13 protein-coding genes are annotated in these 11879 nt (G+C 72.6%); 7 read left to right on the top strand and 6 right to left on the bottom strand.

From position 1 onward, the window contains the following. Positions 1–29: 29 nt before the first annotated feature. Entirely contained in the window at positions 30–461 is a 432-nt protein-coding gene (locus tag ACFZCF_RS03465) for a hypothetical protein (RefSeq protein WP_391284324.1), read from the bottom strand. 660 nt (positions 462–1121) lie between these two features. On the opposite strand from ACFZCF_RS03465, the gene ACFZCF_RS03460 reads away from it, so the two are divergent. The 3 genes from ACFZCF_RS03460 (at position 1122) to ACFZCF_RS03450 (ending at position 2989) form a co-directional block, all read left to right on the top strand. Next, on the top strand, positions 1122–1337 hold the full coding sequence (locus tag ACFZCF_RS03460; RefSeq protein ID WP_169084979.1) for a hypothetical protein: 216 nt from the start codon (positions 1122–1124) through the stop codon (positions 1335–1337). A 64-nt stretch (positions 1338–1401) separates the two neighbouring features. Next, positions 1402–2151, top strand: a complete 750-nt coding sequence (gene recO, locus ACFZCF_RS03455) for a DNA repair protein RecO (protein ID WP_388440696.1) — start codon at positions 1402–1404, stop codon at positions 2149–2151. Between the two features lie 13 nt (positions 2152–2164). Beyond that, entirely contained in the window at positions 2165–2989 is an 825-nt protein-coding gene (locus tag ACFZCF_RS03450; protein ID WP_391284321.1) for an isoprenyl transferase, read from the top strand. Positions 2990–3062: 73 nt separating this feature from the next. Here ACFZCF_RS03450 and ACFZCF_RS03445 read toward each other — a convergent pair whose 3' ends face one another. Genes ACFZCF_RS03445 through ACFZCF_RS03430 form a run of 4 tightly spaced genes read right to left on the bottom strand, consistent with a single transcriptional unit; the run spans position 3063 to position 6210 of the window. Beyond that, positions 3063–3473, bottom strand: coding sequence for a Fur family transcriptional regulator (locus ACFZCF_RS03445; protein ID WP_189946780.1), 411 nt, complete (start codon positions 3471–3473; stop codon positions 3063–3065). Positions 3474–3532: 59 nt separating this feature from the next. Further along, positions 3533–4429 (bottom strand): iron chelate uptake ABC transporter family permease subunit, encoded by an 897-nt coding sequence (locus tag ACFZCF_RS03440; protein WP_391284319.1) that lies wholly within the window; start codon positions 4427–4429, stop codon positions 3533–3535. Positions 4430–4431: 2 nt separating this feature from the next. Further along, positions 4432–5199, bottom strand: coding sequence for a metal ABC transporter ATP-binding protein (locus ACFZCF_RS03435; RefSeq protein WP_388440686.1), 768 nt, complete (start codon positions 5197–5199; stop codon positions 4432–4434). 12 nt (positions 5200–5211) lie between these two features. Beyond that, a complete protein-coding gene (locus ACFZCF_RS03430; RefSeq protein ID WP_388440683.1) occupies positions 5212–6210 on the bottom strand; it encodes a metal ABC transporter substrate-binding protein in 999 nt (332 codons plus the stop codon). Between the two features lie 166 nt (positions 6211–6376). Between ACFZCF_RS03430 and ACFZCF_RS03425 the strand changes: the two genes are divergently transcribed. Both ACFZCF_RS03425 and ACFZCF_RS03420 read left to right on the top strand, forming a co-directional pair. Continuing rightward, entirely contained in the window at positions 6377–7759 is a 1383-nt protein-coding gene (locus ACFZCF_RS03425; protein ID WP_388440680.1) for a glycine--tRNA ligase, read from the top strand. Between the two features lie 210 nt (positions 7760–7969). Then, complete coding sequence (locus ACFZCF_RS03420) at positions 7970–8146, top strand: DUF6243 family protein (RefSeq protein ID WP_388440677.1); 177 nt, start codon at positions 7970–7972, stop codon at positions 8144–8146. Between the two features lie 60 nt (positions 8147–8206). Here the strand turns inward: ACFZCF_RS03420 and ACFZCF_RS03415 are convergent, their stop codons facing one another. Then, positions 8207–9649 (bottom strand): MFS transporter, encoded by a 1443-nt coding sequence (locus tag ACFZCF_RS03415; protein WP_388440674.1) that lies wholly within the window; start codon positions 9647–9649, stop codon positions 8207–8209. A gap of 100 nt (positions 9650–9749) precedes the next feature. Between ACFZCF_RS03415 and ACFZCF_RS03410 the strand changes: the two genes are divergently transcribed. Both ACFZCF_RS03410 and dusB read left to right on the top strand, forming a co-directional pair. Further along, on the top strand, positions 9750–10634 hold the full coding sequence (locus ACFZCF_RS03410; RefSeq protein WP_391284314.1) for a helix-turn-helix domain-containing protein: 885 nt from the start codon (positions 9750–9752) through the stop codon (positions 10632–10634). A gap of 91 nt (positions 10635–10725) precedes the next feature. After that, positions 10726–11862 (top strand): tRNA dihydrouridine synthase DusB, encoded by a 1137-nt coding sequence (gene dusB / locus ACFZCF_RS03405; protein ID WP_388440668.1) that lies wholly within the window; start codon positions 10726–10728, stop codon positions 11860–11862. The last annotated feature ends 17 nt before the right edge of the window (positions 11863–11879 follow it).

The following is an 11879-nucleotide window of genomic DNA, read 5'->3' as shown; positions in this document are numbered from 1 at the left end:
ATGATCGTAGAGCCGGGAAGGGGCCCGGGTCAGCCCCTTGCGGCGAACACCGCCAGGGCGATCAGCAGCACGGCCGCGGCCACGACCACGGCGGCCGCGACGGGCTTCCAGGGCCCGCCGCGGGCCCCGGCCGGCCCGGCGGACTCCGGGGCGGCGGGCGTGCGGGTGACGACGAGCGCGGCGCCGTCGGGGGCGGGGTCGGCGGGGAGCGCGGCCGTCACGGCCTCCGCGAAGGCGAGCGCGGCGGCCTCGTCGACGCCGGTGACGCGGTAGATCGTCGGCTCGTTCGCGCCCGAGGCCGTCAGGACGACCGCCAGCGACCGCCCCTCGGCGTGGACGAAGGAGATCGCCGCCAGCGGTATGTGGTGTTCCTTGTCCGGCCGGCACAGGGTGACCGGCCCGCCGGAGAAGTGGAGAACCGATTCGCCACCGTGCAGGACCAGAGAAGGGGTGGCCGTCATCGTCCGCGTTCCTCCGCCGCCGTCGGTCGGACCCGGGGCGCCTCCGGGCGGCAGGGCGACGCTCCCGCGCCGATCGTAGGGGCACCGGCCCGCCCCGCACCACGTCCGGGTCCCCGGAAGGCTTCCCGACCGGGGCCGTCCCGCGCGCTCCCTTCGCGCGCCCCCGGCGCACGCCGGAGCGAAAACCGAAGGCGCCGGGAACAATTCCCCGACGCCCCGGGACGGCAGTTCGACAATCCTCCGGATTTACGGGACTTCAGCGATTCCACGACCGACCCGACGGCCGCGAATCGAATCATCCGCTCGAACATCCCGCCCCCGTCGACGTGCGGGAACGTCCCGAACTCCCCTGGTGCGTCCGACGATTCTACGGAGCACGGGTCCCCCGGGAGTGGGGAAGCGGGAAATGGATTCAGAAAGGCATACGTTGGTGAAGGAAGACACCAGAAGAGAACGACCACGGGGGAAGTCGGAGCGAGCGCGGCGCGCGGAGCCGGAATCGCGCCGGAGCGGCGCGGAGGGAATCCCCTCCGCCCGACCGGCGGCAGCCGGCCCCGCCGCTCCGCCGTCCCCTCGGCCGCTCCTTCGCAAGGGACACCGCACGGTGGCCCGGCCCGGCGCACCCCGCCGGCCCGGGGCCGCCGAGGAGGAGGGCCGGTCATGGCACTGCAGATCGGTGCGTACGTCGTCGAGATCCGCACCGGACGGGTCGCGAGGGTGATGGGCCACGAGGGCCCCTACGTCCAGATCCGCCCGCTCGGCGGCGGGCGGGAGTGGGACGTGGCCCCCGAGGAGGTCCGCGAGGCCACCTCCGCGGAGCGCCTCAGCGCCGCCACCGCGCACGCCAACGCCCGCAGCCGCGGCGAGGTCCCCTGAAGCGGCGGGCTCCCCCGGAGACGGGCGGCCCGCGCCGCCGCCCCCGTACGGGAGAATGGGCCCCATGAGTCTGTTCCGTGACGACGGCGTCGTGCTGCGCACCCAGAAGCTGGGCGAGGCGGATCGCATCATCACGATCCTCACGCGCGGCCACGGGCGGGTGCGGGCCGTCGCGCGCGGCGTGCGGCGGACCAAGTCCAAGTTCGGGGCACGGCTCGAACCCTTCTCCCACGTGGACGTGCAGTTCTTCGCCCGGGGCAGCGACCTCGTCGGCCGCGGCCTGCCGCTCTGCACCCAGAGCGAGACCATCGCCGCGTACGGCGGCGGCATCGTCACCGACTACGCCCGCTACACCGCCGGCACCGCCATGCTGGAGACGGCGGAGCGCTTCACCGACCACGAGGGAGAGCCGGCCGTCCAGCAGTACCTCCTGCTCGTCGGCGGACTGCGGACCCTCGCCCGCGGCGAGCACGCCCCCCACCTCATCCTCGACGCCTTCCTCCTCCGCTCCCTCGCCGTCAACGGCTACGCGCCCAGCTTCTCGGACTGCGCGAAATGCGGCCTCGACGGCCCGCACCGCTTCTTCTCGGTCGGCGCGGGCGGCGTCATATGCGGCGACTGCCGCGTACCCGGAAGCGTCGTACCCTCGGCGGAGGCCATCGGCCTGCTCAGCGCCCTGCTCACCGGCGACTGGGCGACGGCGGACGCGTGCGAGCCGCGTCACGTCAGGGAGGGCAGCGGACTCGTGTCCGCCTATCTGCACTGGCACCTGGAGCGCGGCCTGCGCTCCCTGCGGTACGTAGAGAAAAGCTAGGAGAGACCACGTCATGGCCATCGCACGACTCCTCGGGCGCCAGCGTCGGGAGTACAGGACCCCCGAGCCGCACCCGTCCGGCGCCCGCCCGCCGAAGCTGCAGAGCGAGCTCGTGCCGCAGCACGTCGCGATCGTCATGGACGGCAACGGCCGCTGGGCCAAGGAGCGCGGACTGCCCCGCACCGAGGGGCACAAGGTCGGCGCCGAGCAGGTGCTCGACGTGCTCCAGGGCGCCATCGAGATGGGCGTCGGCGCGATCTCGCTCTACGCCTTCTCCACCGAGAACTGGAAGCGCTCCCCCGAGGAGGTGCGCTTCCTGATGAACTTCAACCGCGACTTCATCCGCAAGACCCGCGACCAGCTCGACGAGCTCGGCATCCGGGTCCGCTGGGTGGGCCGCATGCCCAAGCTGTGGAAGTCGGTCGCCAAGGAGCTCCAGGTCGCCCAGGAGCAGACCAAGGACAACACGAAGCTCACGCTCTACTTCTGCATGAACTACGGCGGGCGCGCCGAGCTCACGGACGCGGCGCAGGCGCTCGCCGAGGACGTCAGGGCGGGCCGGCTCGACCCGGCGAAGATCACCGAGAAGACGATCCAGAAGTACCTGTACTACCCGGACATGCCGGACGTCGACCTCTTCCTGCGGCCCAGCGGCGAGCAGCGCACCTCCAACTACCTGATCTGGCAGAGCGCGTACGCCGAGATGGTCTTCCAGGACGTGCTGTGGCCCGACTTCGACCGCCGCGACCTGTGGCGCGCCTGCGTCGAGTACGCCCAGCGCGACCGCCGCTTCGGCGGCGTCGACCCGGCGGACCTCGCCGTCCTCGACAAGGCGTAGGCGGCCGGCGGGAGAGCGGAACGGGCCCGCACCGGAATCGTCCGGTGCGGGCCCGTTCCCTGTCGGCTCCCGGCTACTTCGCCGCGCACTCCGCGCAGGTGCCGAAGATCTCGACGGTGTGCGCCACGTTCACGAAGCCGTGCTCCGCCGCGACCGTCTCGGCCCACTGCTCCACCATCGGGCCCTCGACCTCGACGGCCTTGCCGCAGGCGCGGCAGACGAGGTGGTGGTGATGGTCGTCGGACGAGCAGCGGCGGTAGACGGTCTCGCCGTCGCTGGTGCGCAGCGCGTCCACCTCGCCCGCGTCCGCGAGGGACTGGAGGGTGCGGTAGACGGTCGTCAGGCCGACGGAGTCGCCGCGGTGCTTGAGCATGTCGTGCAGCTCCTGGGCGCTGCGGAACTCGTCCACCTCGCTCAGCGCGGCCGACACGGCAGCGCGCTGCCTGGTCGAGCGGCCGCGTACGGGGGGTCCTGCCGTCGCCACGGGGGCCTCCTTGATGTATCCGTTGCCCCCGCCATTCTGCCAGTCCCCCCTGGGCCCGGTCAGACCCTGACGTCGTCGGTCGGTTCGCGCCCCGCGGGGACCGTGGTGTCGCAGCCGTCGACGGCCGCCGCCGCGGCGGCCCGGGCCCGCCGGCGGGCGAGCGGGGCGGCGAGGAGGGTGAGGAGGACGAACACGCCGATCGCGTAGAGGACGATCGTCGAGCCGGGCGGGACGTCGGCGTAGTACGTGGTGACGGTGCCGGCCAGGGTGACGGTGACGCCCGTCGCCACGGCGATCACGAAGGTGGCCCGGAAGGACTTCGTCAGCTGCTGGGCGGCCGCGACCGGGACCACCATCAGCGCGCTGACCAGGAGCAGGCCGACGACCCGCATGGCGACCGTGACGGTGACGGCGGCGGTGACCGCGATCAGCAGGTTGAGCAGCCGCACCGGCAGTCCGGTGACCCGGGCGAACTCCTCGTCCTGGCTGACGGCGAAGAGCTGCCGGCGCAGTCCGACGGTGACCAGGACCACGAAGGCGGCCAGGACCGAGATGGCGGTGACGTCCTCGGACGAGACGGTGGACAGCGAGCCGAAGAGGTACGAGGTGAGGTTGGCGTTGGAGCCGGTCGGCGAGAGGTTGATCAGCAGCACGCCGCCGGCCATGCCGCCGTAGAAGAGCAGGGCGAGCGCGAGGTCGCCGCGGGTCTTGCCGTACGCCCGGATCAGCTCCATGGCGACGGAGCCCGCGACGGCGACGAGGGTCGCCATCCAGACCGGGCTGGAGTTGAGCAGGAAGCCGAGGCCGACGCCGGTCATGGCCACGTGGCCGATGCCGTCGCCCATCAGCGCCTGGCGGCGCTGGACGAGGTAGATGCCGACGGCGGGGGCGGTGATGCCGACGAGGACGGCCGCGAGGAGCGCCCGCTGCATGAAGGCAGGTTCGAGGAAGTCCATGGTCAGGTCAGCAGTCCCGTGCGGAGCGGCTCTCCGGCCGCGTGGGGGTGGACGTGGTCGTGGCCGGGCAGGGCGTGCTGCCCGAGGGCCTCGGGCGGCGGGCCGTCGTGGACGACGCAGCCGTCGCGGAGGACGACCGCGCGGTCGATGAGGGGCTCCAGCGGGCCGAGTTCGTGGAGGACGAGGAGGACCGAGGTCCCGCCGGCGACCTGCTCGCGCAGGGTCTCGGCGAGGATCTCCTGGCTGGCGAGGTCGACGCCGGCCATCGGCTCGTCCATGATCAGCAGTTCGGGTTCGGAGGCGAGCGCGCGGGCGATGAGGACCCGCTGGTGCTGGCCGCCGGAGAGCGCGGAGACGGAGTCCCCGGCGCGGTCGGCGAGCCCGACGAGGTCGATGGCCCGCTGGACGGCGGCCTTGTCGGCCTTGGTCGCCCAGCCGAACTTCCGGCGGGAGAGCCGGCCGGAGGAGACGACCTCGCGGATGGTGGCGGGGACGCCGGCGGCGGCCGTGGTGCGCTGAGGGACGTAGCCGACCCGGGCCCAGTCGCGGAACCGCTTCCGCTCGGTGCCGAACAGCTCGATGGAGCCGCCGGTCAGCGGTACCTGGCCGATGACCGCGCGGACGGCGGTGGATTTGCCGGAGCCGTTGGCGCCGAGCAGGGCGACGACCTCGCCGCGGCGGACGGTGAGGTCGACGCCGCGCAGCACGGGCCGGGCGCCGAGCGCCGCGGTGGCGCCGCGGACGGAGATGACGGGGTCGTCGTCGCGCACGGTGGGGTCCTCCTACTTGGCGCCGAGGGCGGTCTTGAGCGCGGCGAGGTTCGCGCGCATGACCTCGATGTAGTCATCGCCCTCGGACCGGTCCGTGATTCCCTCCAGCGGGTCGAGGACGTCGGTCTTCAGACCGGTGTCCCGCGCCAGGGTCTTCGCGGTCTTGTCGCTCGCGAGGGTCTCGAAGAAGACGGTGGTCACCTTGTCCTCCTTCGCGATGTCCTGGAGTTGCTTGACGCGGGCGGGGCTCGGCTCCGACTCGGGGTCGACGCCGGAGATGCCCTCCTGGTCCAGGTGGTAGCGCTCGGCGAGGTAGCCGAAGGCGGAGTGGGTGGTGATGAAGGTGCGGGTCGCGGTGTTCTTCAGGCCCGTCTCGAACTCGGTGTCCAGGTCGCCGAGCTTCTTCACCAGGGCGGCGGTGTTCTTCTCGTAGTCGGCGGCGTGGTCGGGGTCGGCCTTCGCGAAGGCGGCGCCGACGCCCTTGGCGACCTCGGCGTACTTCACGGGGTCGAGCCAGACGTGGGGGTCGGCGCCGGCCTCGGAGCCGTGGTCGTGCCCCTCGTGGGACGCCTCGCCGTGCTCCTCGCCCGCGTGCTCCTCGCCCTCGTGCGCGTGCCCCTCGCCGGTGCCGTGGGCTTCGAGGGTGGTGAGGGTGGCGGCGTCGACCGTGTGCTTCACGCCGGCCTGGGCGATGGCCTCGTCGACGGCGGGCTGGACGCCCTTGAGGTAGAGGAGGACGTCGGCGTCGGAGAGCTCGCCGATCTGCCGGGGCTTGAGCTCCAGGTCGTGGGGCTCGACGCCGGGCTTGGTCAGGGTCTGGACGGCCACGTGGCCGCCGCCTATCTGCTCGGCGAGGTACTGCACCGGGTAGAACGACGCGACGACGTCCAGCTTGCCGTCCGTCCCCTTGTCGGCGGCCGAGGAGTCCCCGCCGCAGGCGGTGAGGGTGACGAGGCCCAGGGCGACGGCTCCGGCGACGGCGGTGGTGGGTATCAGACGGCGTACGTTCATGACACTCATTTTCAACAAAATTGGAAACGGTTGTCAATTGCCCGGGGCGGTTCAGGGGTGTGGTCCCGGCCACCCCGGAGCGACCGGCATACCGATTTGATACCGGGCCCATGGGCGCCGGTAACCTGTGGCATTCGCACTTCGTCGTCGTAATGAAGAGAGCACCGTGGCCGCCGACAAGATCGACACCATCGTCAGCCTGAGCAAGCGCCGTGGCTTCGTTTTCCCCTGCAGTGAGATCTACGGCGGTCAGCGCGCCGCCTGGGACTACGGACACCTGGGCGTCGAGCTCAAGGAGAACATCAAGCGCCAGTGGTGGCGTTACATGGTCACCTCGCGCGAGGACGTCGTCGGCATCGACTCGTCGGTCATCCTGGCGACCGAGGTCTGGGAGGCCTCCGGTCACGTCGCGACCTTCACCGACCCGCTCACCGAGTGCACCTCCTGCCACAAGCGCTTCCGCGCCGACCACCTGGAGGAGGCGTACGAGGAGAAGCACGGCCGTCTCCCCGAGAACGGCCTCGCCGACCTCAACTGCCCCCACTGCGGCAACAAGGGCACCTTCACCGAGCCGAAGAACTTCTCCGGCCTGCTCTCCACCCACCTCGGCCCGACCCAGGACTCCGGCTCCATCGCCTACCTGCGTCCCGAGACCGCCCAGGGCATCTTCACCAACTTCGCCCAGGTGCAGACGACCGCGCGGAAGAAGCCCCCGTTCGGCATCGCGCAGATGGGCAAGTCCTTCCGGAACGAGATCACTCCGGGCAACTTCATCTTCCGGACCCGCGAGTTCGAGCAGATGGAGATGGAGTTCTTCGTCAAGCCGGGCGAGGACGAGCAGTGGCAGGAGTACTGGATGCAGCAGCGCTGGAACTGGTACACCGACCTCGGCCTGCGCGAGGAGAACATGCGCTGGTTCGAGCACCCGCAGGAGAAGCTCTCCCACTACTCGAAGCGCACCGCCGACATCGAGTACCGCTTCTCCTTCGGCGGCAGCGAGTGGGGCGAGCTGGAGGGCGTCGCCAACCGCACCGACTACGACCTGACCGCCCACTCCAAGGCGTCCGGCGCCAACCTGACGTACCTGGACCAGGAGTCCGGCGAGCGCTACACGCCGTACGTCATCGAGCCCGCCGCCGGTGTCGGCCGCACCATGCTCGCCTTCCTCCTCGACGCGTACACCGAGGACGAGGCCCCCAACGCCAAGGGCGTCATGGAGAAGCGCGTCGTCATGCGCTTCGACCACCGCCTGGCCCCGGTCAAGGCCGCGGTCCTGCCGCTCTCCCGCAACGCGCAGCTCTCCCCGAAGGCCAAGGGCCTCGCGGCGGACCTGCGGCAGAACTGGAACATCGACTTCGACGACGCCGGCGCCATCGGCCGCCGCTACCGCCGCCAGGACGAGATCGGCACCCCGTACTGCATCACCGTCGACTTCGACACCCTCGAGGACAACGCGGTGACCGTGCGCGAGCGCGACACCATGAAGCAGGAGCGCGTCTCCCTGGACCAGATCCAGGGCTACCTCGCCACCCGCCTCATCGGCTGCTGAACCGGACGGCCGCGTCACCCGCGGAGGAGCCCCCGGTCCGGACCCGGACCGGGGGCTCCCCCGCGTCCGGGAACGGAAAACCGGGTGCGCCGGGCCCGCCCGCACCGCTACCGTGCGGGCATGCACGCACATCTCCCGATCTACGAGTGAGAGCGGCGCCGCCCCGGCGGACCGACGACCACCGCACACCTCACCGAAGGGGAGCACCCCATGGCCAAGGGCCGTAACAACCTCCTCGGCGTCGGCGGACAGCGCAAGAAGCTGTCCCGCGCCGAACAGAACGGCGCCCGGCAGGGCCGCGCCGCCGACCTCCGCTCCGCGGAGGAGAAGAAGCAGGACCTCCTCCAGAAGATGCGCGAGCGCAACCAGGACGGCGCCGCCGAGTAGCAGACCGCACCGGAGGGCCCGGGCCGCACGCCAGCGGCCCGGGCCCTCCGTCGTGTCCGCTCAGGCCGTCGTCCTCGGCAGACGGAGCGCGTACGCGGCGGTGAAGAGGGCCAGCGCCAGCTGGACGAGGAGGGTCGCCGCCAGGGCCGTGCCCATCGGGACCGTCGCCGCCAGCGTCAGGAAGAGCGACCCCAGCGTCGCCACGCCCAGCGCGAGCGCCGCCTGCTGGGTCGTGACCATGACCCCGCTCCCCACGCCCGCCCGGTCCGCCGGGACCTCGGCGAGGACCACCCGGAACAGGACCGGCAGCTGGAGCCCCTGGCCGAGGCCCGCCACCGCCATGCCCGGGGCCAGCGTCCACGGGGTGACGTCCGGCCAGGAGGACCAGGCAGTCCAGGCCATCGTGCCGAGGCCGGCCGCCTGGAGCAGGGCGCCCGCCGGGACGACCCGGGTGCCCCAGCGGGCCACCAGACGGGGCCCCGCGAGCGAGGCGGCGAAGAAGGCGAGCGCCATCGGCGCGAGGGCCGCGCCCGAGGCGACCGGCCCCAGCTCCAGGCCCTGCTGGAGGGCGATCGCGATCACCAGGATGAAGCCGCCGAAGCCGCCCGAGAGGGGCAGGACGAGGACGAGGCCCCGGCGGAGCGGGGTCAGGCGGAGGAGGGACGGCGGGACCAGCGGCGTGCCGCCCCGGAGCTCCGCGCGCCGCTCCGTGCGCCAGAACGCCGCCGCGAGCAGCGGGAAGGCGGCGAGCGCGCCCCACGTCCACAGCGGCCATCCCGCCGCCCTGCCCTCCGTCAGCGGGGCGAGCAGCGACACCAGGGTCAGGGCCAGCAGGACCGTGCCCCGGACGTCCAGGGGCGCCGGGGCCGCCGCCCGGGTCTCCGGGACCGTGCGGAGCGCCAGCGGCAGGACGAGCAGCACCGCCGGCACGTTCACCAGGAAGACCGCCCGCCAGCCGAGCCCCGCCACGTCCGCGGCGACCAGCAGCCCGCCCAGGATCTGGCCGGTGACGAACGCGAGCCCGGTGGTCGCCCCGTACAGGCCGATCGCCCGGGCCCGGCGGGCGCCTGTCGTCGAGGAGTGAAGGGTGGCGAGCACCTGCGGGAGCAGCAGCGCAGCCGTGGCACCCTGTGCCACCCGGGCCGCGACCAGCGCCCAGGCAGTCGGGGCGAGCCCGCAGAGCAGGGACGTCGCGCCGAAGGCCACCAGGCCCGCGAGGAAGAGCCGCCGTCGGCCGAAGAGGTCGCCGAGCCGGCCGCCGAGAACCAGCAGGACCGCGTACGCCAGGCCGTATCCGGCCACGACCAGTTCGAGGAGCGACTCGTCCGCGCCGAGGTCGCCGCCGATGGACGGCAGCGCGACGTTGACGATGAAGAAGTCGACCAGGGGCAGCGCGGCCCCCAGGAGGACGGTGGACAGCCCCAGGGAGCCGAGGGCCGGCGCCGGGGCGCCCGGGACGGGGACGGGGGGACGGGTGCGGGAGGGGTGGGTCGTCGTGGTCACGTCTCGACCTTCGGCGCCCCGCCTGCCTGGTACCAGAGTCTTCTCATCCTGGTACCGGGACTGCCTGGCACCGGACTCCGCGGGCGGGCAGGCTGGGATCATGAGCATCGTCGTGACGACCGGTCCCGAGGCCCGGCGGCGGGAACTGGCCGCCTTCCTGCGCAGCCGGCGCGAGCGCGTCACCCCCGAAGAGGTCGGCCTGGTCCGGGGCCGCCGGCGCCGCACCCCCGGCCTGCGCCGCGAGGAGGTCGCCCAGCTCTCCGCCGTCGGCGTCACCTGGTACACGTGGATCGAGCAGGCCCGGGACATCCAGGTCTCCCCGCAGGTCCTCGACGCCCTCGCCGGGGCCCTCCTCCTCGACCCGACCGAGCGCGCCCACCTCTTCGCCCTCGCCGGACAGCCCGACCCCCGGCCCGGCCTGCCCAGCCCGGCCGTCACGCCCGCCGTGCGGGCGATGCTCGACCAGCTGGAGCCCGTGCCCGCCGCCGTCCAGAACAGCCGCTTCGACATCCTCGCCCACAACCGCGTCTTCGGGCGGCTCTTCCGCGACCTCGACGCGCTGCCTCCCGAGGACCGCAACACGCTCTGGCTCGCCTGCACCGACCCGGAGTTCCGGGCCGCCGTCACCGACCCCGACCTGATCGCCCGGCTCGCCGGCACGCTGCGCGCCCGGATGGCCGGCTGCCTGGTCGAACCCGCCTGGAAGCGGCTGGTCCAGCGGCTCGAAGCGGCCTCGCCCGAGTTCCGCGAGGTCTGGGCCCGGCACGACGTCGTCTCCTCCGGGAGCATGACCAAGGTCGTCAGGAACGCGCTCGTCGGGCCGCTGAGCTTCGAGCACACCAACCTGTGGCTCCAGCCCGGCCCCGGCCCCGTCCTCGTCACGTACGTGCCGCTGGACGAGGAGACCCGGGCCGGCTGCGCCCGGCTCCTGGAGCTCGTGTCGCGGGAGGACCGGGAGGAGCGGGCCGCGCGGGCCGCCGCCTGAGGCGCGGGAGGGACGGCCGGGGAGGGCCGGGGCGGAGGGGGTGGCGGCGTACGCCCGACGGCCGTTCCCGGCGGTACGGGACAATGGGGCCATGACCGCGTTCTCCCCTCTCTCCATCGGCCCGCACCTCGTGCAGCCCCCGGTGGTGCTCGCGCCCATGGCCGGCATCACCAACGCCCCCTTCCGCACCCTCTGCCGCGAGTTCTCCGGCGGCAAGGGCCTCTTCGTGAGCGAGATGATCACGACGCGGGCGCTGGTGGAGCGCAACGAGAAGACGATGCAGCTCATCCGCTTCGACGAGACCGAGAAGCCCCGGTCCATCCAGCTGTACGGAGTGGATCCGGTCACCGTCGGCAAGGCGGTGCGGATGATCGTCGACGAGGACCTCGCCGACCACATCGACCTGAACTTCGGCTGCCCGGTGCCCAAGGTGACCCGCAAGGGCGGCGGCTCCGCGCTGCCGTACAAGCGCCCGCTGCTGCGCGCGATCCTGCACGAGGCCGTGACGAACGCCGGTGACCTGCCGGTCACCATGAAGATGCGCAAGGGCATCGACGACGACCACATCACCTACCTCGACGCGGGCCGGATCGCGGTCGAGGAGGGCGTGACGGCCATCGCCCTGCACGGGCGGACGGCGGCGCAGCACTACGGCGGCACGGCCGACTGGGACGCCATCGCACGACTCAAGGAGCACGTGCCGGAGATCCCGGTCCTCGGCAACGGCGACATCTGGTCGGCGGACGACGCGGTGCGGATGATGCGCGAGACCGGCTGCGACGGCGTGGTCGTGGGCCGAGGCTGCCTCGGCCGGCCCTGGCTCTTCGCGGACCTGGTGGCGGGTCTGGAGGGCACCGGGGGGTACCGGACGCCGGGGCTGCGGGAGGTCGCGGACGTGATGGTGCGCCACGCGACGCTGCTCGGGGAGTGGATCGGCGACGAGTCGCGCGGAGTCATCGACTTCCGCAAGCACGTGGCCTGGTACCTCAAGGGCTTCTCGGTCGGCTCCGAGATGCGCAAGCGCCTCGCGATCACCTCGTCCCTGGACGAGCTGCGCGCTCAATTGAGCGAGCTGGACCTGGACCAGCCGTGGCCGGCCGGGGCGGACGGCCCCCGGGGTCGTACGTCCGGAAACAACCGGGTCGTCCTGCCGGACGGCTGGTTGAAGGACCCCTACGACTGCGCCGGGGTGAGCGAGGACGCGGAGCTCGACACGTCCGGGGGCTGAGATTTCCGGGCGACCGG

It is taken from the genome of Streptomyces sp. NPDC007945, assembly GCF_042958885.1.
Classification (GTDB): Bacteria; Actinomycetota; Actinomycetes; order Streptomycetales; family Streptomycetaceae; genus Streptomyces.
This window is presented reverse-complemented; position numbering and strand designations above follow the sequence as displayed.